A 23,036-nucleotide genomic window follows, 5' to 3' on the forward strand; every position below is an offset into this window, starting at 1 on the left:
AATTTTACTGTGTTTTTACATTCTGAATGGCCTGTATGTTTTTCAGGCTTGTGCCGTCGTACACTTCAATACCTTTCCTTTTTAAAATTTCTACCGCTTTATCGGCCTGAATGCCTTTGTTGCAGAACACCACAACTTTTTTGCCTTTCAGTGATTTCGATTTATTCTGGATTTCAGATAAAGGGATATTGATGGCACCTTCAGCTGTTTCTTTTGCGAATTGCTCAGGAATTCTAACATCAACTAAAACCGCATTGCCGCTTTTTACCAACTGCTTGATATCTGGTTTTGAATAGTTTTCTTTTGCATCTGCAGCTTTGCAAGCATTGACTGAGAAAAATGCTGCAAGAATAATTCCAAAAATAAATGTTTTCATTTATAGCGTTTTTGACTGACAGACAAAGTCAGAAGTAGATAACTTTTCTGTTTTTTTGATTCCGTTATATCCGCCTTCTATTTCAGTGAAGTTTCTGATTCCGTGCGAATTAAGGATGCTTGCTGCAATCATGCTTCGGTATCCTCCTGCGCAGTGTAAGAAAAAATGTTCAGAATCGTCGATTGAAGTTACCCAATCACTTATGGCGTCTAAAGGCCTGTTGTCAGCATTATCAATGTGTTCTGCAATGTATTCACTCGGCTTTCTCACATCGATTATTTTTGAATTTTCATTAAACTCTGCTGCAAATTCTTCCGGAGAGATTCTTCTGACTTCATCCGTTTCTTTGCCTGCATTTTCCCAAGCGCTGAAACCACCTTTTAAATAGCCCAAAACATTGTCAAAACCTACTCTGCTTAATCTTGTAATAGCCTCTTCTTCAGAGCCTTCGTCTGAAACCAGTAATAACGGATGTTTTACATCTACAATAAGACTTCCGACCCATGGCGCAAAATCACCCTTTAAGCCGATATTAATAGCATTCGGAATAAATCCCTTATAAAATTCTGCGGGGCTTCTGGTGTCTAAAATCAATGCTCCGGTTTCTTCCGCAAAATTCTCGAAATCTTCTGCCGGAATAGGATTCAATCCTTTATTCATAACGTCATCCAGGCTTTCATATCCGCCTTTATTTAATGCGACATTCATTCCGAAATATTTAGGAGGTGCTGTTAAACCATCCAGAACTTCTCGGATAAATGATTCTTTATCAGGCTGATTAAGGGCATAATTGGTTTTTTTCTGGTTCCCTAAAATATCTACAGTTTCCTTCTGCATATTTTTTCCACACGCCGAGCCGGCTCCATGAGCAGGATATACGGTAATGCTGTCGTCCAAAGGTAAAATTTTGCTGTGAAGGCTTTCATAAAGAATCCCGGCAAGATCTTCCTGAGTCATATCAGTTGCTTTCTGAGCAAGATCCGGACGTCCTACATCTCCTAAAAATAAAGTGTCTCCTGTAAAAATCGCAGTTTCCACACCATTTTCGTCGATCAGAAGATAGGTGGTGCTTTCCATTGTATGACCGGGAGTATGCAATGTTTTTATTTTTACATTTCCGATTTCGAAAATCTGGTGGTCTTCCGCTATTATTGCTTCGAAATCTGGCTGTGCAGTGGGTCCATAGACAATTGGCGCACCCGTTTTTTTGCTTAAATCTAAATGTCCGGAAACAAAATCTGCATGAAAATGGGTCTCAAATATATATTTTAAAGTAACTTGGTCTTTTTCCAGACGATCCAGATAGGGTTTTACTTCTCTCAGAGGATCAATAATGACAGCTTCATTTTCAGATACTATATAATAAGCACCTTGAGCTAAACATCCGGTATATATTTGTTCAACTTTCATTTCAATATAATAATTACGGTGGTTGTTAATTTTAATATACAAAAATCGCATTTATTTTTTTAAATCAAGCGAAATAAAAATATCATTATTGATAGATTAAATCTATAAAGTTAAGGTACGGTACATTCTATCAGGAAGAATTAATACTGCTGCTAAAAATTAAGTTCGTTTTGTTACACATGTTTAAATATTTCTATCTTTATAAGTTAAAAAAAATGCAAATGGCAGATAAAGCACAATTTATTGAAAACCTTAAGGCAAGATACACTCCAAAAGGGGAACATATTATTTTAGGAAAAGGAATGTTACACGGAGATGTAGTCACCGAGGTGAATGTAACCGTTCCTTTAAAAACTATCAACAGACACGGCCTTATTGCCGGAGCAACCGGAACCGGTAAAACCAAAACACTTCAGGTATTTGCGGAACAGCTTTCTCATGCAGGAATACCATCACTGGTTTTAGATATCAAAGGTGATTTTTCAGGAATCGCTGCTGCAGGACAGATGAACGCGGTTATTGAAGAAAGATATGCTAAAACACAGCTTCCTTACAATCCACAGTCATTTCCGGTTGAGTTAATGTCTATTTCAGGTGAAAAAGGGGTAAAACTGAGAGCAACGGTTACAGAATTCGGCCCGGTTCTTTTAAGCAAAATTTTAGAGCTGAATGACACGCAGCAAAGCATCATGTCGATCGTTTTTAAATATTGTGATGATAAAGGCCTGCCGCTCATTGATCTGAATGATCTGAAGAAAGTTTTACAGTACGTAACAGAAAATCCGCAGGGAAAAGCGGAGTTGGCCGCAAATTACGGATCAATCGCTTCCGCATCTTTGGGAACTATTCTTCGGTCAATTGTTGCTTTGGAACAGCAAGGAGCTGCTGATTTTTTTGGAGAATTAAGCTTTGATGTTCATGATTTATTAGAACAGAGAGATGGAAAAGGCGTGGTGAATATTCTGCGGGTTGCCGATATTCAAAGTAAGCCTCAATTGTTTTCAACTTTTATGCTTTCACTTTTTGCGGAAATTTATATGACATTTCCAGAAGAAGGCGACAGCGGAAAGCCAAAGCTGGTTCTTTTCATTGATGAAGCGCATTTGATTTTCGATGAATCTTCCAAAGCGCTTGTTTCGCAGATTGAAACAATGGTCAAACTGATTCGTTCAAAAGGTGTCGGAATTTATTTTATTACCCAGATTCCGGGAGATGTTCCGGAAAATGTACTTTCACAGCTGGGATTAAAAATTCAGCATGCTTTGAGAGGTTTTACGGCAAAAGATAAAAAAGAAATTTCAAAAGCGGTTGAAAATTATCCTACCACAGAATTTTACGATGCATCCACTTTGATTCAAAATTTAGGAATTGGGGAAGCTTTTGTAACGGCTTTGGATGAAAAAGGGATTCCTACTCCGTTAGTTCATACGTATCTGATTTCTCCAGAATCAAGAATGGATGTTTTAAAGGATTCTGAAATTTCTGAGCTGACCGGGAATTCTGCGTTGGTGGAAAAATATGAAAAAGCGGTCGATCGTGAATCTGCGTACGAAATTTTAGCCGGCAGAATGGAACAGGCTGTCCAGAATTCTGCACCCAATCAGAAAACCAAACCGGTGAAAGAAGAGCCCGGAATGTTTGAACAGGTTTTAAAGAGCAGAGCGGGAAGAACATTTGCCAATACTTTAATGAGAGAAGGTGCAAAAGCACTTTTGGGAATGTTTGGTTTAGGAGGCAGAAAAAGATAATTAGCGGCAGAAGCATTCTTTTTGGGTTTTTAAACGTAATTTTATTATTTTAGCAAAATTGCCATTAAAAAAGTTTGGTTTTGAGGATTAAAGTTATAGTTTGCATATAAATGTATTCAGTTATAGATATAGAAAGTAATGGTGCAGGTTACAGAAAAGAATGCATTATAGATATTGCCATTTATAAATATGATGGGCAAAAAATTGTCGATCAGTTTATTTCCCTTGTCAATCCTGAAAGTGATATTACCCCTTTTGTACAGAAGCTGACGAATATTACCCCCAAAATGGTGAAAACAGCTCCAAAGTTTCACGAAATTGCAAAAAGAGTCATTGAAATTACTGAAAACACGACTTTGGTTGGGCATAACATCGATTTTGACTACAGAATGCTTCGCCAGTCTTTTCAAAGGCTTGGTTACGATTTTAAAATCAATACTTTAGATACCATTCCTTTAGCCAAAAAACTCATTCCGGATGAGGTAAGCTATTCTTTAGGGAAACTGGTACGTTCTTTAGGCATTCCGATTACACATCAACACAGAGCAGATGGTGATGCAAGAGCCACTCTGGAACTTTTCAAACTATTGGTCTCAAAAGATACTGAAAATGAGATCATTCAGGAGCAGCATGATGAAACCAATGCAAAGTCTTATATCAACAAAATTAAACTGTTGACTCAGGATCTTCCCAGTGAGAAAGGATTCGTTTATTTTCAAAATGAAGAGGGCAAGATTATTTTTTCAGAGTATGTGTATGATATCAATAAGTTTTCTAAAAAGCTGTTCAATTCCAAATCCAAAAAATACGAAAATATTCAGCAGGAAACAGAACAGATTCATTTTGAGCTCACGGGAAGTGATCTTATTGCCAAGCTCATATTAAATTCAAAAAATACGAAGAAAAAAGAGATTCTTCCATTTGGGCTATATTTTAGAAACGATCAGTATATTGTTGAAAAAAATACGATCAATAAGCTCGAGAAACCTATCCTTAAATTCAAATCATTTACGCAGGGCTCAAAAGCGGTGCAGTTTATCAGTAAAATTGAAGAGTTTAAGGATGTTAATGCATTTAAGAAAAAAATAGATTTCAAAAAAAGAAATGAGCTTTGGTTAGGTTTAGGAAGAAAATTGGGTGAGAAATTATTTTTAATCATTGAAAACGGAAAGTTGGTTTCTTACGGTTTCTATGAGCTTTTTACGCAAATACAGACGCTCAGTAAAATTTCAAAATTAAAAATTGATCTGCCTTTATCTACTTCAGATGTAACCAATGACTTACAACTGGCCCTGCTTCGTGGCGATTTTGAGACCTTGCCGATGCCTAAATAATCTTTGTTCCGTTGAGTTATTGATTATTGAATTTCAATAATATGAGCATTCAAATTCATATTCTCAAAATAAATAGTATTTTTGCCAAAGAAAAAAATTAGCGATGCAAAATTTTAAACAAAAACAAACCGGTAAAAAGGGAGCTGTAAAGTTTTCAAAGGTTTGGAATACCTAAAAGAGTTGTGTTGCATAAAAATGAAATATTATGGCAGGCTCTTCTCGAAGAATCTGCTTTTTTTATGTTAAATTAAGATTATGAACTCAAAAGAATTATTAAAGATTGCCCACGAATTTGGCACCCCGTTGTATGTTTATGATGCCGAATCTATTAAAAATCAATACGAAAAACTGACCTCTTCTTTTTTAAAACACACCAAGTTTTTTTACGCTGCGAAAGCTTTAACCAACATCAATATTTTAAAATATATTAAAAACCTGGGTGCTTCTCTGGATTGTGTGTCCATCAATGAAGTGAAACTGGGTTTAAAAGCAGGATTTTCAAAGGAAAAAATATTATTTACACCCAATTGTGTCGATTTAGCAGAGATTGAGGAGGCGATGACCTTCGGCGTGCATATCAACATCGATAATATTTCAATTCTTGAGCAGTTTGGGAACAAATATGGAAATACCTATCCTATCTTGGTAAGGATCAATCCGCATATTTTTGCCGGAGGAAATTATAAAATATCCACAGGACATATCGATAGTAAATTCGGGATTTCAATTCACCAGGTTCGTCATATCGAAAGAGTGATGAAAAGCACCAATCTTAATGTAGAAGGCCTTCATATGCATACCGGAAGCGAGATCAAAGATCCGGAAGTATTTTTACAGGCCCTGGAAATTATGCTGGAATTGTCTGAGCATTTCCCGAATCTGAAATACCTCGATATGGGAAGCGGGTTCAAAATTCCTTATCAGGACGGTGATCTGGAAACTGATGTGAAAGCGTTGGGCAAAAAAGTAGAAAAGGCCATTTCCGATTTTTCAAAGGAGACGGGTAAAAAATTTGAGCTTTGGTTTGAGCCGGGAAAATTCCTTGTCGGGAAAAGCGGTTACCTTCTGGTAAAAGCAAATGTGATCAAGCAGACAACGGCAACCGTTTTTGTGGGAGTTAATTCAGGATTTAATCATTTAATCCGCCCGATGTTCTACGATTCGTACCATACGATAGAAAATTTATCAAACCCGAAAGGTGCAGAGAGAATTTATACGGTTGTGGGAAATATCTGTGAGACAGATACTTTTGCGTGGGACCGGAAGCTGAATGAAGTGAGAGAAGGAGATATTTTGGCTTTTCATACCGCAGGAGCCTACGGTTTTGAGATGAGTTCTAATTTTAACTCCAGATTAAAGCCTGCAGAAGTTCTTTTTCTGGACGGAAAAGCACACCTGATCAGAAAAAGAGATGAGTTTGAAGATTTATTGAGAAATCAGATTGAAATAATCTAATTCAACCCTAAAAATATTTTAAAAGAAACTTTGCAATTCTGTGAGGTTTCTTTTTTTGCCGTAATTTTGTTTTATTAAAAATAAACTTATGAAAACACTGGCATTATTTTTAGCAATTTTCATCTCAAATATTGCATTTGCGCAGTATGATGTTGAAGAAAGAGACGATCACAATATGATCACCGAAAACAACAAGAGTATTTTAAAAATAGACATTCAGCAACCTTTACTGCAGGTCGCGGTGAAGAATTGTAAAGATTTCAAGGCGGTTGATTTTGAGGGTGGTATCCCGGTTTATAAAGAAATGCTGAAAAAGTACATGTATGACTATCTCAACTCTGAGTTTTATGTGCTGAACGGAGATTTTACCTTTACTCTAACCATCGACGAAACCGGAAAGGTAACCCATATAGAGGGTTCCCCGAAAGTTTCCAACAGTGAGATTTTCTTTGACGATATGAAATATATTGTGAGAAGAATTAAAAAAAACTGGATTCCGGCAACCTGTAATGGCAAAGCCGTATCTTCTCAAATTAAAATTAAAATGAATTTAACGTCTATAACGACAGATTTGTAACTCAGTGATGATGAAAAAAAATATAGTGTTCTTGTTAATGTCGATGATAAGTGATATTAAATAATTTTAAATAAACATGATGATAAATCGTATTATATTACTTATTTGTATTATTTCAGCGAATCAAATCTTCGCACAGAAAGAGGTTTTAGGCCAATATCCTATGGGTCAGAATTTCTATATAGGAGGAATAGACGGGTTGAATAAAGAGATGGTAAAAATTGTTAAAGAACAAAATATTCCCCCTTGTGAAAATATTGCAGAAGAATATACGGTTCAAGTTCTTGTCAATGAAGATTCAAGTATTAATTATGTTAAAGATTTCGACAGTATAAAAATTCAAAAAAATAAATGTGCATTTGATATCAGTCGCAAATTGATTCCTAACCTGAAAAGATGGATCCCGGCAAAAGAACAGGATAAATTTGTTGCCGCAATTGCAAAAATTGAAATAAAACCGTTTTATTTATATTATTCGAAAGATGAACCGCGTAAAAATGAAACAAAAAATCCGGTCTACTCAAAAGGGATGGCAAGTTTTGGGAATGAAGTAACCTCTATTTTCCAGTCCAGAATAAACAAAAATGAAGATAAACGTTCTGCTCTTTTGTTTGTAGTAAATGAAAAAGGGGAAATGGAAGATTTTAAAATCGAAGGAGATTATACTGAAAGTGAGAAAAAAAGTATTATAAAGGATCTCTCCCGAATAAAAGGAAAATGGCAACCCGCTACTTTTAATGGCATCCCTATAAAAACCAGACTTAGACAGCCACTACTCCAAAATTTTGATCTTCAAATGCAGGCGGAGGAAATGAGACGATCAGCAGATCAAAATATTTACAATAATAGATACCGATAATCTTCTGCCATTCTGTCACAAGATTTTGTATCTTTGCATACTAATTTGAGTTTAGCGATTAGATTCAAAATATTTAAACTTAATAACAGTGCAAGACAAATATATAGACGAAACCAAACAGGGCGAAGCTTTTGCCATTGCGGAAAAAAGCGGAAATTCTAAAAAACTGTTTTTGGAAAGCTACGGCTGTCAGATGAATTTTTCTGACTCCGAAATCGTCGCGTCCATTCTTAACGATCAAGGATATAATACTACCCTAAAAGTAGAAGAAGCAGATCTCATTCTTTTAAATACCTGTTCCATCCGTGAAAAAGCAGAGCAGACCGTAAGAATGCGCCTGGCTCAGTTTAAAAATCTGAAGAAACAAAAACCCAATATGACCGTTGGTGTTTTAGGCTGTATGGCAGAAAGGTTAAAAACCAAGTTTCTGGAAGAAGAACAACTGGTAGATTTGGTAGTCGGTCCCGATGCATACAGAGATCTGCCCAATCTTTTAAAGGAAACCGAAGACGGAAGAGATGCCATCAATGTCATTCTCTCAAAAGAAGAAACCTATGCAGATATCAATCCGGTTCGTTTAGGCGGAAACGGAGTCACGGCTTTTGTGACTATTACAAGAGGCTGTGATAATATGTGTACTTTCTGTGTGGTTCCTTTTACCAGAGGAAGAGAAAGAAGCCGCGATCCGCATTCTATTTTAGAAGAATGTAAAAGCCTCTGGGAAAGCGGCTATAAAGAAATTACCCTTCTCGGGCAGAATGTAGATTCTTACTTATGGTACGGTGGCGGTCCCAAGAAAGATTTCGCCAAAGCATCAGAAATGCAGAAAGCGACTGCCGTTGATTTTTCGAAGCTACTTGATGCCGTTGCCAAAGCTATTCCCCAGATGAGAATCCGGTTTTCTACCTCCAATCCGCAGGATATGAGCCTGGATGTATTCAGAACCATGGCAAAACATGATAATATCTGTAAATATGTGCATCTCCCTGTACAAAGCGGCAGCAACAGAATGCTGGAAGCGATGAACAGACAGCATACCCGTGAAGAATATTTAGATTTGATTAAAAAAGCGAAAGAGATCGTTCCTGATATTTCGTTTTCCCAGGATATGATCATTGGTTTTTGCGGCGAAACTGAAGAAGATCATCAAGATACACTGAGTTTAATGAAGGAAGTGGAATATGATTACGGCTATATGTTCTCTTATTCTGAAAGACCGGGAACTCCGGCTCATAAAAAGATGGAAGATGATATTCCTGCTGAGGTGAAACAAAGACGTTTGGCAGAAGTGATTGCCTTGCAGGGCGAATTGTCGCGAAAAAGAATGCAGGGTTATGTGGGCCGTGTTCACCGGGTTTTAATTGAAGGCATATCAAAAAAGAACAAAAACCAGTGGAAAGGAAGAAATTCCCAAAATGCTGTATGTGTTTTTAATATGCTGGAAGGTCAGAAGCTGGGTGACATTGTGGATGTTTTTGTATATGACAATACACAAGGCACACTTTTAGGAGAAACCGTAATCTAATATAGTTTAACTCATTGTCATTAAATTAATAACCAAATAAACCATGGAGAAATTTCATAAATATTGCCTCAGTGTTTTATTGGTCATCATATGCAGCAATATTCCGGCACAGAGCACAACCTGTCCCACTGAGAATAATGACTATGCACAGCTTTGTGACGTTTACAAAACCATTTTAGGAATCCACTGTGGGGAAATAGGTAAAGAGCAATACGATCCTGAAAAAACAAACGGTTTTATCACGATACATCAAAGAGAAAGTGCTTCTGAAAGTTTCAATAGAATTTTTTCTGTCATCAGATATAAAGCGGCATTTCAGACAGATTACCCGGAAAATATTTTATCTGAAAATGAGCGGCATGATCATATTCTAAGGAATTTTGAAAATCGTAGCAAACATTTCGGTTTTGCCGGAATCATATATTTTAAAACTAAAGTTTCGAAAATCAGAAACAAAGATTATTTGGAAGATTTAAGTTAGAATACAGTGTACAAACAACTTAAATAACGTAAAAACCTGCAGCAAATACAGCTGCATCATCATCAATAATCTAAATGACTCATGAGTAACGAACTTCAAAATATAAAAAACCGCTTCGGAATCATCGGAAACTTTCCTGCACTCAACCGTGCGCTGGAAAAATCAGTTCAGGTAGCACCCACCGATATTTCAGTATTGGTCATCGGGGAAAGCGGCGTCGGGAAAGAATTTATCCCAAAAATCATACATTCGGAATCGAAAAGAAAACATCAGCCATATATTGTCGTCAACTGTGGTGCCATTCCTGAAGGAACCATAGACTCCGAGCTTTTCGGGCACGAAAAAGGAGCTTTCACCGGTGCTACAGCAACCAGAAAAGGATATTTTGAGGTTGCAGACGGTGGTACCATATTTTTGGATGAAGTGGGAGAGCTGCCTTTGCAGACTCAGGTCCGTCTTTTAAGGGTTTTGGAAAGTGGCGAATTTATGAAAGTAGGTTCTTCACAGGTACAGAAAACCAATGTAAGAATTGTGGCCGCTACCAATGTCAATATGATGAAGGCCATCCACGACGGGCGTTTCCGCGAAGATTTGTTTTACCGTCTGAATACCGTTCAGATTGATATGCCTGCTTTGAGAGAAAGAAAAGGAGATGTGCATTTGCTTTTCAGAAAATTTGCGATCGATTTTGCCGAAAAATACAGAATGCCGGAACTGGTTTTAGAACCAAGCGCTGTTCATTATATAGAAAATTATGCTTTTCCCGGAAATGTAAGACAGCTGAGAAACCTGGTAGAGCAGATGACGGTAGTAGAGAGAGAACGAAGTGTAACGGTGGCCAAACTCACCGAATATATTCCGATGGATGCGCATTTGCCAATGGTCGTTAACACTCCTCAAGGACAGAAGCAGACCGATTTTGGCAATGAAAGAGAAATCATGTATAAAATTCTCTTTGATATGCGGAATGATATAAATGATTTAAAATCATTAACTTCGGAACTCATAAAAAACAGGGGCACAAATGATTTGAGCAATCAGGAAAAGAATTTAATAAACAGGATTTATACCCCTGAAACACAGCAGTCTGGTAATTCAAACTCATTATTGTATTTTGAAAATAACAATCCTGCCATTCAGACTCCGACCATTATTTCTAATTCTGACGACCATTTTGAAGATTTTGAAGACATTGAAATAGAAGAAAACAGACCGGAATCTTTGTCTCTTCAGAATAATGAAAAAGATTTGATCGTCAAAGCGTTGGAAAAACATAACGGACGCAGGAACAGAGCAGCAGATGAACTGGGGATTTCACAAAGAACATTATACAGAAAAATAAAACAATATAACTTAGAAGACTAACATCAAATTATGAATGTAAACTTTAATGCAAAGCCAATCAATTTCAAAATGAGTGAATACATGAGCAAAGGCTTCGAACTTCTTAAAAAAGATTTCGGAAATATCCTTGTTGCATTACTCTGTTGTATTGTCATGTCTATCATTCCATTCTGTGGTCTTTTAGGAGTGGGGAATTTTTATAAATATCTCAGAAAGGTAAATAAAGGCCAACTGGCAAGTCCCGGTGAGATTTTTAATTTTGATAATTTTACGCCGTATTTTATTTTACAGCTGATCATGATTGGAGGCTTTCTTGTATTTTATATTCCAATGATCATCTTTTTCCCGGCGATTTTAATGTTTCAGGGCGATCATTCTGATGCAGCACCTTTATCCATGCTGTTTTTCATTCCTTATTTTATCGTTTTTTATGTCGTGATTGTATATTTTCTATTAAAAGGATTCTATATTCCTGCACTCATCTCTTTCAAAGGCATTACCGATATCAAAACGGCGTGGAATGCGTCTAGAGTGATGACAAAAAATAATTTACTGTCTATATTTTTATTCTCATTCGTATTAGGTATTCTCTCGCAGCTAGGGATTATTCTCTGCGGAATTGGTATCTTCCTTACCATGCCGTTTTTATATACCTCAAAATATTTTGCATTTGAACACGCAATGCAACAGATAGAATATGACGAAATCACAGAAATAGGAATCCAGGAAAAATATTAAAATTTTATGAATCAGCTGAAAAGGTTTTTATTTTTATTGATTGGCACCGGGCTTTTAAACTCGTGCTATAGTTTTACAGGATCGTCTTTAACGGATGAAAAAACAGTTCAGATTAATGAATTTCCGAATAATGCACCTTTGGTCAATCCCACTTTGTCTCAGCAGTTTTCTACAGATATTCAGAACAGATTTTTGCAGAGAACAACGCTAAAAGGAACCAAAGAAAATCCGGATATCCTGATCGAGGGTGAAATCACCGATTACTCCATCACGCCTACAACCATCAGCTCAAATACCCAGAATACTCCTGCAGGAGGTATTATTCAGGAATCTCAGAACAAACTGACGATTACCGTAAAAGTGCACTATGAAAACAAGCTGCATCCCGATGTGAGCTTTGACAGGACCTACAGTGACGAAGCAGTTTTCAACAGCAACCTTTCACAAAACGACATTGAAGTTTCACAAGTGAAAATTGTTACAGAAAGAATTATTAATAAAATATTTAACGATATTGTAGCCAATTGGTAAGATGATGAATACTAGAGTTTTAGAATTATTAAAAAATCCGAAAAACATTCAGTCAGAAGACATTGCACTTTTGAAGAATGAAATCAATTCTTTTCCTTATATTCAGAATATCAGAGCGTTGCATTTGTATGGGGTTCACCTTTATGATAAAGAGAATTATCAGAAAGTGCTTTCTACAACTGCGGCTTACACGACCGATAAAAAAATTCTGTATCAGCTCATCAACGGGAAAACTCAGCAGCAGCCAAAACTACCCCCTGTTGAAAAACAACCTGAAGCTGTCGTTGAAGCAACTGCTAAACCGACAGAACAGCAAAAGGAAAATGACAAAAGAGAAGTAAAAACAGAAGAAAACCGTTTCTCCCCGAAACATGATTATGAAGCCGCTGCACTGAAGGCATCGCAATCGCTAAAACCTATCGTTAAGCATATTACCGTTGACGGCGAGCGAAACAGGATCTTATTCCCCGGAGAAGAAAACTTTCTCAATGAAGATCATAACGAAACCATTGATCTGGAATCTACTTTAGAATCTGGTGTGATTGTTACCCAAAAATCTTCACCTGCAATATCAGAAGAGATTGTTAAAAATGACGAACAGATTTTAAAAGATACAGATTCAAAAGAAAACAGCTTCTCTGCAATGCAGCCGGAAACTTCTGAAAAACCAATTCAGGAAGAAAATATCCCGGAAAATGCTGAAACTATTGTACATCCTGAACTCACGATCAATGAAGAAAAAAACTTCTCAGATCTGAAAACCCCGTCTGAAATAAGTTTTCACGTAATATCTTCATTAGCTTCTGAAACAGAAGCATCCCTTATTGAAGAAAAACCCGCTCCTGAAGAAAAAATCGCACCGATTTTAAACACAGAGCGGATTATTGAAGATGAAAACATTACTTCTGAGAAAACGCAAGAAGAAATCAATACAGATTCAGAATTAAGCTTCCACGGAACAGATTCTTTCCTTCCGGAAGTTAAGATTGAAGCGAAAGTTTCCGAAAACATTCCGGTTCAGGCTCCTCAAAAATCATACATCAACAAGCACGAAGATGAGATGCGCCGTCTGATTGAGGAAGTTGAAAAGAAGATGAAGGCCAAAAAAGAAATCGCCGACGAGAAAAAAGAGGTTCAGGAAGAAACGATGAATCATGAGATCAGTTTTTCCGAAACTCAGTCTTTTGAAGTGATTAAACAGGAAGAAAAACCTTTAAAAACAGAAAAACCATCAGCTGAAACTTCGGATAACGCCGAAAAGGAAAATGCGGAAACTATTCAGAATACAGAAAATATCCCAGAAGCCAAACCGCAGCCGGAAGCACAGTCTTCATGGAAACCGATGCGTTTTGAGTCCCACACTCCGGATGCTTTTATAGGTAAATCACAAGAAAATCCTCCCTCCAATACAGAAACCCTAAAAATAGGTGATTCTCCAAAACAGCAAAATATAGTTCAGGAAGCAGAAGAGAAAGTAGAAACTCCGGTTGAAGACAAACCTATTGTTTCGGAAGATAAAGAATTGACTGTAAAGGAAAATGATCTTAAAGATGATGACGAAGTTCCCGTAATGAATGTTTCTTTTTTCGGTTCAGATATCGCAAGTTTGGGATCATCGTTTACAGCAGATCAAAAACAAAAGACATCAGATAAGAAAAATCGGGAAAATAATGCTGCGCCGGTTGTGAATGACAGCAACGTTCCCGGATTTATCAATACTTGGCAAAACTGGCTGAAAATAGACCGTACAGAAGAAACGCTTATTGATAAAACGGAAATCAAAAACAAAGTAATTGAATCATTTATAGAAAATAACCCTAAAATAAGTCAGTTAAAAGATGAGGTCAGTTTTGTCGTCAAAGAAAAAACAGATGATATTTCCCATTTAATGACCGAAACGTTAGCGAATCTGTATATCGAGCAAAAGCTATATTCAAAGGCAGTAAATGCATTTTTAATTTTATCTAACAAGTTTCCCGATAAAAAAGAATATTTCGAAGAGAGAATTAAAGAAATAAAAGACAATCGAAATAAAAATTAATAGTAAATAGAAAACGGCAGAATTGTTCTGCCGTTTTTTATAAATTCTTGAAGGTTTCTTTTTTCTGCTTCAGCTTTCGCCAGGCTTTACGTCCTAAAATAATCACAGTGATAATTGCTGCAATTGCCAGAACTGCAGCCAATATAGGAGCGGTAACAGCTAAAAAAGTCATAATTCCAGCACCTGCCGTTTCGGTAGTGCCCACAACAGAATTTCCGAGTCCGCCTGTAGTCGCTGTTGATGCTGCCCGGATTCCCGCGAATCCCGAACTGATGGTTGCAGCGGTTCCGCCACCTGCAATCAACGCTAAAGCCCATTGAGGAAATGCTCCTAACTCTGCAAACTGGCTTGCAAATAAGATGGAGCCTGCTGCCGTCGCCATCGGAATAGAAATCGTATCCAGCAAATGATCAACAAAAGGGATATAATAAGCTAAAATTTCAACTACGGTCGCAATACCGGTAGTAATAGCGCAGGAAGCCCTGAAAGCCAATCAAAGCTTTCATGAACAGGGATCCAGTGAAAATACGTGCCAAGACTTACTGCAAACATCGGCAGAAAAACCCTGAAACCGGATGCCGCAGCCAAACCGATTCCGATAAATGCGCTTAGTAAATAGGGTAAATAAGGAATTTGATCCAGCATAATAAATCATCATTAGCCTTTAAAGCTACAAAAATATATTAAGATGAATCAAGACTTCTTCTGCGTCTGACACAGTTTGATAAACTGCTCTTCAACCTGTTGGAATTTTTGTGGGAGCTCAGGAGAAACCCAAAACAGCATCGCAATGGTTTTTTCACCAAAAGCTTCTTTGAAAAGATCTTTATGCAATCGGTAACATTCTCTCAGTAACCTTTTGATGCGGTTTCTGTGCACTGCTTTTTTAAAATATCTTTTAGAGACGGATACTCCTATTTTAACATGATCTGTCAGGATTTCCGGATGGTTTTTCAAAACGATAATCCTCAGATTTTCAAAGTTTTTCCACTTGCCTTTCTCAAAAAGCAAGGTGATCTCGTTCTTTTTCTTAAGTTTTTCCTCCGCAGGATATTTAAAATTCTGCATCAGACTTTTTGACTAAATGATTAATTACCTCTGCGGCTGCATACAACCCGAATATAGCGGGAATATAGCTTATTGTACCGTAAAAGGATCTTTTATAATTGCTTCCGTCAGTCATTTTGAGGCTGTCTTCATCCTGTATTTCGTTGGAAAATACACAGCGGATTCCTTTATCTATTTTTTCTTTTTTCAGTCTTTTTCTGACCTGTTTGGCAAGATAGCATTCCTGTGTTTTGCTGATGTCTCTCACCATTACTTTGGCAGGATCGCTTTTTCCTCCGGCTCCCATCGAGCTTACAACTTTAATGCGTCTTCTTTTGGCGGCGATAATAAGGGCTACTTTCGGGGTCACACTGTCGATACAGTCAAGAATATAATCAAATGTACCGGAATCCAGCACTTCATCCATCCGTTCAGGGTTCAGGAACTCATTGATTTTTATTAATTCCAGATTCGGATTGATATCCATCAACCTCTCGGCAACAATTTCCACCTTATGTTTTCCTACGGTAGAATGCAATGCAGGAAGCTGTCGGTTGATATTGGTAATATCTACAGTATCCCCATCTACAATGGTCATTTTTCCCACACCTGATCGTGCCAGGAATTCAGCGGCAAAAGAACCTACACCACCCAAACCAACCACCAGAATTGATGCATTCTGCAATCTTTTTACCCCTTCTTCTTTAATCAGAAGCTCTGTTCTTTCCAGCCAAAACTTATCCATTTTTTATTGTCTCTAAATTTTCTACAATCTGCCTATTGAGTTGCTCAATTGATATATTTTTTATTTCCGAAACCTTCTGATATAATGTTGAAATGCTGAAATCAGCATCATCAGTTTCCAAAAATAATCGGTCTAAAGGAACCTTTTTTACAGTATCCTGCAAAGATAAATCATCCAAAACAGCTTTTCCAAAACTCAGGTAAAAATTATTGTCCAGGAGATCTTCCGCAATCTTTTGTTTTTTGTGAAAACCATGAATAATCATAGGCTGTTCTGCTTTTTTCCTGAAAGAAATTACCTCATAAAATTTTCTGACACAATGGATGATTAAAGGCTTTTTCAGTTCGTTTGAAATTTCAATCTGCTTTAAAAAAACTTCTTCCTGAATTTTTTGGTCTATGGAGATAAGGCGATCTAAACCGCATTCTCCGATTGCAAAACAGTTTTCAGTAATACTATTTCTTACCCATTGCAATTGATCTTCAATACCTTGAGGATTGATGTCTTTAGGATGAATTCCAACTGAGTACAGGTTTTCAGGGAGAATAGCTTTGAAATTTACATTGTAAATTCCGGTAGGTATATTTATTTTGTGATGATGAAAATCAAAAAACTCCATCATCAAAATTACAAAAACTGAAATAGATAGAAAATATTAAACAGACGTTTATGATTGTGTTAAAATTTCTTAACTTTACTCAAATAACACGTAATGAAGAAAAAATTTACAGATAAACAGATCCATATCCTGGATATTGCTGAAGAACTGATTGCTAAAAAAGGATACGAAGGAACGTCGGTACGGGATATTTGTTCAAAAGCAAACATCAATGTAGCGATGATTTCTTATTACTTTGGATCTAAAGAAAAAATGATGTCTTACCTTTATCAGTACAGGGTTTTAAAGACCAGAGAAAATTTTTCGGAATTTGCAGATACCATTAAAGACGGAAAACCGGAAATGCAGCTGAGAGAGATGATAAAATATATTGTTTCCCAATTGTTTAAATACAATTATTTTCACGGTTTTGTTACCCAGGAATTGCGCCATACCGAAAACCTTAAAGATGAGCTTCTCGATTTTTATCAGTTATTTGTAAAAAAACTGGATGAGGTCATTAAAAAAGGCGTGACATCGGGAGTTTTTACCTTTACCCCAAAACCGGAAGATATTCTCACCACCATTATCGGGTCTACTTTATTTGTCATCAGAAATAAAAATTTTTACGAGCTGCATGTTCCGCATAAGGATCAGGATTCTTATCACAAAGAAGCAGAAAAAAAAGTAAGGGTCAATCTTTTAATGATTGTTTTTGCGGTTTTAGGATATGCAGCCGACTAATTTGCGTTAAATAATCATAAAAAAAAATCTATTAACAAAAAAGTTATATTTTTGCAAATTAGTTAGAACGGTAAAAATCCGGAAACTGTTGAATTTTTATATGAAAAAATATATTTTAGGTATTTTTGCCATAGCTGTAGTTTCGGCATGCACAAGCCAGCAAGATAAAGCCATGAAGAGTGCGGATAAAACTTTTATCCTGAAAGCAGCCAACGAAAACTTCGCAAAAAAGAAATGGAAAAATGCATTGGCATTATATGACAGGCTTCCCAATCTGGTGGCCGGTACAGATGATGCCCCAAATGTGGTTTTTAATTCTGCATATGCAAATTATTATGATAAAAACTACAGACTGGCGGGAAATCAGTTTAAAAACTTTGCCGTAAGCTTTCCGCAGGACAACAGAAAAGAAGAGGCTTCTTATATGTCTGCGCTGTGTTATTACGAGGGTTCTATGGATTATAATCTAGATCAGTCGAGCACAGAATTGGCGATCAACGAACTTCAGGATTTTCTTAATAATTATCCCAATTCCGAGAGATCAAAAAACATCAGTACTTTAATTGATGAGCTTTCTTATAAATTAGAATTCAAGGCGTACGAAAACGCGAGACAGTATTTTAAAATAGCAGATTATAAATCTACTTCTGCTGCTTTTGAAAATGTTCTGGAAGATTTTCCAAGTACAAAACTTCGTCCGAAGATCTATGATTATATGATGAAGTCAAAATATCTTCTTGCTCAGAATTCGATCTATGACTTGAAAGAAGAGCGTATCGATAATGCATTGTCTTTTTCAAGACAGGTTGAAAAAGAACTTCCTAATACGGAATATTCTAAAACAGCTGTAGAGCTGAGAGAGAAACTGGAAAAAGAAAAGAAAGATTTTGCGGTTGTAAAAAAACAAACCGAAGCGAGAGTTGCGGTTTTAACGGCTAAGCAAAAAAAGGCAGCGGATAAATTGGCAGAGCAGACAAAAACGGAACAGCAGATCAAGGATCAGGTAGCCAATGAAAAGCAGGCAATGCAGATCCAGAGAGACAGCGCGGCGTTACAGACGCCTCCTCCCGCAGCGACTTTCAAGATCCAAAGATAATTCGTAAATTTGCCACCTTATTAATAAAATAATTTTCTGAAAATGAGCGTAAAAGATACAAAAGCAGAAGTAAATACCATTACTTACGATAAAGATAAGATTGAAGGTAAAGTAGATTCAATCTATGAAGCGATTGTTATCATGGGGAAAAGAGCTGAGCAGATCAATGCAGAAATCCGTACGGAGCTGCACAACAAATTAGATGAGTTTGCCGTTCACAATTCCACATTGGAAGAAGTTTTTGAAAACAGAGAGCAGATTGAAATCTCCAAACATTACGAAAAACTTCCAAAACCAACTTCTATCGCCATCCAGGAATGGTTAGATGATGATATTTACTTCAGAAAGACTGAAGAGAAACAGAAATAAATACCTGTTTTTGATACACAAAGGTCATAAAAGAAATTTTCTTTTATGACCTTTGCTGTTTTACGGCGTCTATTGTTAAAAAATAAGTAATTTAGTGCTTTAAAATAATCTTCATGAGTGTTTCTGGGAAAAAAGTTCTCATTGCGGTTTCTGGCGGAATTGCAGCCTATAAAATTCATTTTCTGATCAGAGATTTTGTAAAAAAAGGAGCGGAAGTTCAGGTGATTATGTCTCCGGATGCAGAACATTTTGTGACCAAACTCAGTTTGTCAACCTTATCAAAAAACCCGGTCTATACAGATTTTTATAGCGAAAACGGAACCTGGAACAGCCATGTGGAAATGGCTCTTTGGGCAGATATTATAATCATGGCTCCGTGTACGGCAAATACTTTAGCTAAAATGGTTCACGGGATATGTGATAATCTGGTCATCGCTACATATATGTCTGCAAAATGTCCCGTTTTTATTGCTCCTGCGATGGATCTGGATATGTATCAACATCCTTCAACGCAGCAAAATCTAGAGATGGCAGAAGATTTCGGACATATAATAATTCCTGCGGAAAGTGGTGAATTGGCGAGTGGATTAATCGGGCAGGGAAGAATGGCAGAGCCGGAAACGATTTCCAAAGCAGTAAAAGATTTTTTCAATGCAGATCAGAACAAATCTCTGGAAGGGAAAACGGTTCTTATTACGGCAGGACCTACTTACGAAGCACTTGATCCTGTACGGTTTATCGGAAATCACTCTTCAGGAAAAATGGGGTTTTCATTAGCCGAAGAAGCTGCAAAAAGAGGAGCCAAAGTCATTTTAATTTCAGGACCTACGTCTTTGAATATTAAAAATGAAAATATACAACTCCACAGGATTACCTCTGCAAAAGAAATGCTGGAAAAGGTACTTCAGTTTTATGACGCCATAGATATCGGAATTGCAAGTGCAGCAGTGGCAGATTATGCCCCAAAAGAGGTCGCTACTGAAAAGATCAAGAAAAATGAAGATATTTTTACCATAGAGCTTATAAAAAACCCTGATATTCTGAAAACAATGGGAGAGAAAAAAATACATCAGTTTTTAGTAGGATTCGCTTTAGAAACGCAGAACGAAGAGGAAAATGCAAAAGGAAAACTGCTCAAAAAAAATCTTGATATGATCGTTCTCAATTCACTGCGTGATGAAGGAGCCGGTTTTAAAAAAGATACCAACAAAATAAAAATATTCACCAAAACAGAAAAAAAAGAATTTGATCTCAAATCAAAAGAAAATGTAGCAAAAGACATTCTCGATTGCATTGAAGCTCAACTTTTAAAATAATTTTAATAAATTTCCGTTCTCAATCTTTAAATGTATAATGAAAAAAAATATCATACTTCTTATCCTGCTTTTATTCTTTAACATCAGTTTTTCTCAGGAACTTTTAGCAACGGTACAGGTCAATTCCCAGCAATTGGGCGGGAGTAATCAGCAAACCTATAAAGCGTTGGAAAAAAGTCTCAAAGATTTTATCAATAATACAAGCTGGACGGGGAAAAAACTTCAGAACTTCGAAAAAATAAAGTCAAATTTTGCAATAGTCCTCAGTGAAAGAGACGGAAACAGGTTTAAAGGAAGCATCGTTGTACAGGCAGTTCGTCCCGTGTACAGCTCCTCATACGAATCTCCGCTGCTCAATCTGCAGGATACCAAATTCGCTTTTGAATATGTAGAAAACGAAAACCTTATATTTAATGAAAGACAGTTTTCCGGTAAAAACCTTATTGATGTGATCAGCTTTTATGTATATCTTATTTTGGGATATGATGCAGACAGTTTTCAGTCTTCCGGAGGAACGCAGTGGTTTTCAAAAGCGCAACAGATTGCTCAGAATTCTCAAAACAGAAATTATGAGGGATGGGGCCAGATTAATGATCCCAGAAGCCGGTCAATCTTAATCGGTGAAATTTTAAATCCCAATATGAGCCAGTTGCGTTCAACATTTTATACGTACCACAGAGCAGGTTTGGATAATCTGTTCAATCAGGATCAGACACAGGGAAAGAAAATTATTTTTGATGCACTCATGCAGCTTAAAACGTACGAAAACTCATTCCAGCAGAATTATTACTTCAATCTGTTTACCGATAATAAGAGCGATGAAATCTTCAATATCTTCAATTCAGGAAATAACGGCGGACTTGTGATTGGTGATCTTAAACAATTAATGACTACTCTTGCCCCAAAATATTCTGAAAGCAAATGGAATAAATGGAAGTAAGGGGCTTGATTTTTGAATTCTGAATTCTAAAATTTTATATTTGCAGAACTAATGTATCTGCTTCTGATTTATGCTTTCAAGAATCTATATTAAAAATTTTGCGCTCATTGATGCCCTCGAAGTGTCTCTGAAGAACGGTTTACAGGTTATTACGGGAGAAACAGGAGCCGGAAAATCAATTATTCTGGGGGCGCTCAGATTAATTCTGGGGGAAAGAGCAGATCTGAAATCAATCTCCAAAACTGAAGAAAAAAGCATTGTTGAGACAGAATTTGAGCTTAATAATCAATTCAAAAAATTTTTCATTGAAAATGATCTCGATTATGAGCATCAGACAATTATCAGACGTGAAATTTTACCTTCCGGAAAATCCAGGGCATTCATCAATGATGTACCCGTAACTTTAGATGTCCTGAAAGAACTTTCTTCGCAGCTGATCGATATCCATTCCCAGTTTGAAACGTCCAATCTTTTTACGGCCGGTTATCAGTTTAAAATCATCGACGGGCTTTCAGAAAATAGAAAGATCATTGAAGAATATAAGTACGAATTTTCAGAATTTCAAAGTCTAAACACACAGCTCAAAAAATATCGGAACCAGCTTTTGGAAAGCAATAAAGAGAGTGATTACAAGCAATTTCTTCTTAATGAGCTTGAAGAATTACAGCTGGATGATATCGATTATGAAGAGCTGCAAAACCAGCTTTCCGTTCAGGAAAATGCCGGAATGATCTCCGAAAATCTGGCGCAGCTTTTGTCCAGGTTTCATCAGGAAGAAATCGGGATTTTATCTTTTTTTAATGAAGCTAAAAACAAGCTTTCAAGAATTGCAGAAGTTTCCCACGCTTTTTCAGAACTCAATACGCGGCTAGAAGGCTCTTTTGTAGAGTTGAAAGATATTATTTCCGAATTGGAAAATGAAGCGGAGAATATTGAAATAAATCCTGAAAATCTGGCACTTTTGTCTGAGCTTAACAACAGAATCAATGCATTATTTTTGAAGCATAATGTTTCTGATCTTGAAGAATTAAGACAGATCAGAGATCAGTTGGCAGGAGATCAGAAAGGAACTGTAGAAACCGAAGCGCTCATTGCAGAGATCGAGAAAAATATTTCGGAAAAACAAAAATTGCTTCAGGCAATGGCTGAAAAGCTTGCCGCAAACAGGAAAAAAAGTATCCCCGTTTTTATTAAAAAAGCCGAAGATTTGCTTAAAAAACTGGGGCTTGAGAAGGCGAAAGTAGATATTGAGCTTACAGATGCTGCAGAATTTAATCTGTTTGGGAAAGAAAACATTCAGCTTTTATTTCAGGCCAATTCCGGGTTTCCGTTAAAACCGATTCAGACCGCCATTTCCGGCGGGGAAAGATCAAGGGTTATGTTGGCGGTGAAAAAAATTATTGCTGAAAGCGATGAGTTGCCAACACTTATTTTAGACGAAATCGATACCGGTGTTTCAGGAAAAGTCGCAGAAGAAATCGGAAATCTGATGCGGGAAATGTCAAAAGACATGCAGCTGATTGTTATTTCTCATTTGGCGCAGGTCGCGGCAAAAGGGAACCACAATTATAAAGTGATAAAGCACGATGTGAATGGCAAAACCCAATCTACAATCATTACATTAAGCGATGAAGACAAGCTGAATGAGATTGCACAGTTGCTTTCGGGAAGTAAGATCACAGAGGCGGCGATGGCGCAGGCAAAAGAACTGATAGGACAATCAGCAGATTAATAATTTTATTTTTTTGTATAATTAAGAATA

Annotated in this window: 22 protein-coding genes and 1 pseudogene; 17 read left to right on the forward strand and 6 right to left on the reverse strand. The window is 36.8% G+C overall.

The window, feature by feature from the left end:
* Positions 1 to 4 precede the first annotated feature (4 nt).
* Both N0B16_RS09395 and N0B16_RS09400 read right to left on the reverse strand, forming a co-directional pair.
* The gene (locus N0B16_RS09395) at positions 5 to 376 is read right to left on the reverse strand and encodes a rhodanese-like domain-containing protein (RefSeq protein ID WP_262990583.1); all 372 of its coding nucleotides are present in this window, start codon (positions 374 to 376) and stop codon (positions 5 to 7) included.
* Positions 377 to 1,786, reverse strand: coding sequence for an MBL fold metallo-hydrolase (locus N0B16_RS09400; protein WP_262990584.1), 1,410 nt, complete (start codon positions 1,784 to 1,786; stop codon positions 377 to 379).
* A gap of 221 nt (positions 1,787 to 2,007) precedes the next feature.
* On the opposite strand from N0B16_RS09400, the gene N0B16_RS09405 reads away from it, so the two are divergent.
* The 11 genes from N0B16_RS09405 to N0B16_RS09455 all read left to right on the forward strand — a co-directional run bounded on the left by N0B16_RS09405 (position 2,008) and on the right by N0B16_RS09455 (position 14,419).
* Positions 2,008 to 3,534 carry a helicase HerA-like domain-containing protein gene (locus N0B16_RS09405; RefSeq protein ID WP_262990586.1) on the forward strand — a complete coding sequence of 509 codons (1,527 nt, stop codon included), beginning with the start codon at positions 2,008 to 2,010 and terminating at the stop codon, positions 3,532 to 3,534.
* Between the two features lie 110 nt (positions 3,535 to 3,644).
* On the forward strand, positions 3,645 to 4,868 hold the full coding sequence (locus N0B16_RS09410; RefSeq protein ID WP_262990588.1) for a 3'-5' exonuclease: 1,224 nt from the start codon (positions 3,645 to 3,647) through the stop codon (positions 4,866 to 4,868).
* Positions 4,869 to 5,123: 255 nt separating this feature from the next.
* Positions 5,124 to 6,323, forward strand: coding sequence for a diaminopimelate decarboxylase (gene lysA, locus N0B16_RS09415; RefSeq protein ID WP_262990589.1), 1,200 nt, complete (start codon positions 5,124 to 5,126; stop codon positions 6,321 to 6,323).
* A gap of 88 nt (positions 6,324 to 6,411) precedes the next feature.
* The gene (locus N0B16_RS09420) at positions 6,412 to 6,900 is read left to right on the forward strand and encodes a hypothetical protein (protein WP_262990592.1); all 489 of its coding nucleotides are present in this window, start codon (positions 6,412 to 6,414) and stop codon (positions 6,898 to 6,900) included.
* Between the two features lie 79 nt (positions 6,901 to 6,979).
* The gene (locus N0B16_RS09425; RefSeq protein ID WP_262990593.1) at positions 6,980 to 7,759 is read left to right on the forward strand and encodes a hypothetical protein; all 780 of its coding nucleotides are present in this window, start codon (positions 6,980 to 6,982) and stop codon (positions 7,757 to 7,759) included.
* 88 nt (positions 7,760 to 7,847) lie between these two features.
* A complete protein-coding gene (gene miaB, locus N0B16_RS09430) occupies positions 7,848 to 9,284 on the forward strand; it encodes a tRNA (N6-isopentenyl adenosine(37)-C2)-methylthiotransferase MiaB (RefSeq protein WP_262990594.1) in 1,437 nt (478 codons plus the stop codon).
* Positions 9,285 to 9,327: 43 nt separating this feature from the next.
* Entirely contained in the window at positions 9,328 to 9,765 is a 438-nt protein-coding gene (locus N0B16_RS09435) for a hypothetical protein (protein ID WP_262990595.1), read from the forward strand.
* An 81-nt stretch (positions 9,766 to 9,846) separates the two neighbouring features.
* Entirely contained in the window at positions 9,847 to 11,130 is a 1,284-nt protein-coding gene (locus N0B16_RS09440) for a sigma-54 interaction domain-containing protein (RefSeq protein WP_262990596.1), read from the forward strand.
* 9 nt (positions 11,131 to 11,139) lie between these two features.
* Positions 11,140 to 11,847: a hypothetical protein gene (locus N0B16_RS09445; protein ID WP_262990597.1), complete on the forward strand. Its 708-nt coding sequence runs from the start codon at positions 11,140 to 11,142 to the stop codon at positions 11,845 to 11,847.
* A 6-nt stretch (positions 11,848 to 11,853) separates the two neighbouring features.
* A complete protein-coding gene (locus N0B16_RS09450; protein ID WP_262990598.1) occupies positions 11,854 to 12,378 on the forward strand; it encodes an LptE family protein in 525 nt (174 codons plus the stop codon).
* 1 nt (position 12,379) lies between these two features.
* Positions 12,380 to 14,419 carry a DUF8458 domain-containing protein gene (locus N0B16_RS09455; RefSeq protein ID WP_262990600.1) on the forward strand — a complete coding sequence of 680 codons (2,040 nt, stop codon included), beginning with the start codon at positions 12,380 to 12,382 and terminating at the stop codon, positions 14,417 to 14,419.
* 37 nt (positions 14,420 to 14,456) lie between these two features.
* On the opposite strand, the pseudogene N0B16_RS09460 reads toward N0B16_RS09455, so the two are convergent.
* The 4 genes and pseudogenes from N0B16_RS09460 to N0B16_RS09475 all read right to left on the reverse strand — a co-directional run bounded on the left by N0B16_RS09460 (position 14,457) and on the right by N0B16_RS09475 (position 16,833).
* Positions 14,457 to 15,064 (reverse strand): annotated as a pseudogene (locus tag N0B16_RS09460) (DUF4126 domain-containing protein).
* Between the two features lie 48 nt (positions 15,065 to 15,112).
* The gene (rnpA, locus tag N0B16_RS09465) at positions 15,113 to 15,487 is read right to left on the reverse strand and encodes a ribonuclease P protein component (protein ID WP_262990601.1); all 375 of its coding nucleotides are present in this window, start codon (positions 15,485 to 15,487) and stop codon (positions 15,113 to 15,115) included.
* Entirely contained in the window at positions 15,474 to 16,211 is a 738-nt protein-coding gene (locus N0B16_RS09470; protein WP_262990602.1) for a tRNA threonylcarbamoyladenosine dehydratase, read from the reverse strand. Before N0B16_RS09470 ends, rnpA begins: the two co-directional genes overlap by 14 nt.
* A complete protein-coding gene (locus N0B16_RS09475; protein ID WP_262990603.1) occupies positions 16,204 to 16,833 on the reverse strand; it encodes a TatD family hydrolase in 630 nt (209 codons plus the stop codon). The genes N0B16_RS09470 and N0B16_RS09475 overlap by 8 nt, the downstream gene beginning before the upstream one ends.
* A gap of 90 nt (positions 16,834 to 16,923) precedes the next feature.
* Between N0B16_RS09475 and N0B16_RS09480 the strand changes: the two genes are divergently transcribed.
* The 6 genes from N0B16_RS09480 (at position 16,924) to N0B16_RS09505 (ending at position 23,006) form a co-directional block, all read left to right on the forward strand.
* Positions 16,924 to 17,553, forward strand: coding sequence for a TetR/AcrR family transcriptional regulator (locus N0B16_RS09480; RefSeq protein WP_262990605.1), 630 nt, complete (start codon positions 16,924 to 16,926; stop codon positions 17,551 to 17,553).
* A gap of 100 nt (positions 17,554 to 17,653) precedes the next feature.
* Positions 17,654 to 18,649, forward strand: a complete 996-nt coding sequence (locus N0B16_RS09485; protein WP_262990606.1) for an outer membrane protein assembly factor BamD — start codon at positions 17,654 to 17,656, stop codon at positions 18,647 to 18,649.
* Positions 18,650 to 18,691: 42 nt separating this feature from the next.
* On the forward strand, positions 18,692 to 19,018 hold the full coding sequence (locus N0B16_RS09490; RefSeq protein WP_262990607.1) for a DNA-directed RNA polymerase subunit omega: 327 nt from the start codon (positions 18,692 to 18,694) through the stop codon (positions 19,016 to 19,018).
* Positions 19,019 to 19,131: 113 nt separating this feature from the next.
* Positions 19,132 to 20,334 carry a bifunctional phosphopantothenoylcysteine decarboxylase/phosphopantothenate--cysteine ligase CoaBC gene (gene coaBC, locus N0B16_RS09495; protein ID WP_262990609.1) on the forward strand — a complete coding sequence of 401 codons (1,203 nt, stop codon included), beginning with the start codon at positions 19,132 to 19,134 and terminating at the stop codon, positions 20,332 to 20,334.
* Between the two features lie 37 nt (positions 20,335 to 20,371).
* Entirely contained in the window at positions 20,372 to 21,274 is a 903-nt protein-coding gene (porD, locus tag N0B16_RS09500; protein ID WP_262990610.1) for a type IX secretion system protein PorD, read from the forward strand.
* Positions 21,275 to 21,344: 70 nt separating this feature from the next.
* The gene (locus N0B16_RS09505; protein ID WP_262990611.1) at positions 21,345 to 23,006 is read left to right on the forward strand and encodes a DNA repair protein RecN; all 1,662 of its coding nucleotides are present in this window, start codon (positions 21,345 to 21,347) and stop codon (positions 23,004 to 23,006) included.
* Positions 23,007 to 23,036: the final 30 nt, after the last annotated feature.

Origin of the sequence: Chryseobacterium gilvum, from assembly GCF_025628965.1 — a bacterium.
Taxonomy (GTDB): Bacteria; Bacteroidota; Bacteroidia; order Flavobacteriales; family Weeksellaceae; genus Chryseobacterium; species Chryseobacterium gilvum.

What these genes read in the sequence shown, in the direction of transcription:
- N0B16_RS09395 (WP_262990583.1), bottom strand. Translation starts at nt 376, where the DNA reads ATGAAAACATTTATTTTTGGAATTATTCTTGCAGCATTTTTCTCAGTC.
- N0B16_RS09400 (WP_262990584.1), bottom strand. Translation starts at nt 1,786, where the DNA reads ATGAAAGTTGAACAAATATATACCGGATGTTTAGCTCAAGGTGCTTAT.
- N0B16_RS09405 (WP_262990586.1), top strand. Translation starts at nt 2,008, where the DNA reads ATGGCAGATAAAGCACAATTTATTGAAAACCTTAAGGCAAGATACACT.
- N0B16_RS09410 (WP_262990588.1), top strand. Translation starts at nt 3,645, where the DNA reads ATGTATTCAGTTATAGATATAGAAAGTAATGGTGCAGGTTACAGAAAA.
- lysA (WP_262990589.1), top strand. Translation starts at nt 5,124, where the DNA reads ATGAACTCAAAAGAATTATTAAAGATTGCCCACGAATTTGGCACCCCG.
- N0B16_RS09420 (WP_262990592.1), top strand. Translation starts at nt 6,412, where the DNA reads ATGAAAACACTGGCATTATTTTTAGCAATTTTCATCTCAAATATTGCA.
- N0B16_RS09425 (WP_262990593.1), top strand. Translation starts at nt 6,980, where the DNA reads ATGATAAATCGTATTATATTACTTATTTGTATTATTTCAGCGAATCAA.
- N0B16_RS09435 (WP_262990595.1), top strand. Translation starts at nt 9,328, where the DNA reads ATGGAGAAATTTCATAAATATTGCCTCAGTGTTTTATTGGTCATCATA.
- N0B16_RS09440 (WP_262990596.1), top strand. Translation starts at nt 9,847, where the DNA reads ATGAGTAACGAACTTCAAAATATAAAAAACCGCTTCGGAATCATCGGA.
- N0B16_RS09445 (WP_262990597.1), top strand. Translation starts at nt 11,140, where the DNA reads ATGAATGTAAACTTTAATGCAAAGCCAATCAATTTCAAAATGAGTGAA.
- N0B16_RS09450 (WP_262990598.1), top strand. Translation starts at nt 11,854, where the DNA reads ATGAATCAGCTGAAAAGGTTTTTATTTTTATTGATTGGCACCGGGCTT.
- N0B16_RS09455 (WP_262990600.1), top strand. Translation starts at nt 12,380, where the DNA reads ATGATGAATACTAGAGTTTTAGAATTATTAAAAAATCCGAAAAACATT.
- rnpA (WP_262990601.1), bottom strand. Translation starts at nt 15,487, where the DNA reads ATGCAGAATTTTAAATATCCTGCGGAGGAAAAACTTAAGAAAAAGAAC.
- N0B16_RS09470 (WP_262990602.1), bottom strand. Translation starts at nt 16,211, where the DNA reads ATGGATAAGTTTTGGCTGGAAAGAACAGAGCTTCTGATTAAAGAAGAA.
- N0B16_RS09475 (WP_262990603.1), bottom strand. Translation starts at nt 16,833, where the DNA reads ATGATGGAGTTTTTTGATTTTCATCATCACAAAATAAATATACCTACC.
- N0B16_RS09480 (WP_262990605.1), top strand. Translation starts at nt 16,924, where the DNA reads ATGAAGAAAAAATTTACAGATAAACAGATCCATATCCTGGATATTGCT.
- N0B16_RS09485 (WP_262990606.1), top strand. Translation starts at nt 17,654, where the DNA reads ATGAAAAAATATATTTTAGGTATTTTTGCCATAGCTGTAGTTTCGGCA.
- N0B16_RS09490 (WP_262990607.1), top strand. Translation starts at nt 18,692, where the DNA reads ATGAGCGTAAAAGATACAAAAGCAGAAGTAAATACCATTACTTACGAT.
- coaBC (WP_262990609.1), top strand. Translation starts at nt 19,132, where the DNA reads ATGAGTGTTTCTGGGAAAAAAGTTCTCATTGCGGTTTCTGGCGGAATT.
- porD (WP_262990610.1), top strand. Translation starts at nt 20,372, where the DNA reads ATGAAAAAAAATATCATACTTCTTATCCTGCTTTTATTCTTTAACATC.
- N0B16_RS09505 (WP_262990611.1), top strand. Translation starts at nt 21,345, where the DNA reads ATGCTTTCAAGAATCTATATTAAAAATTTTGCGCTCATTGATGCCCTC.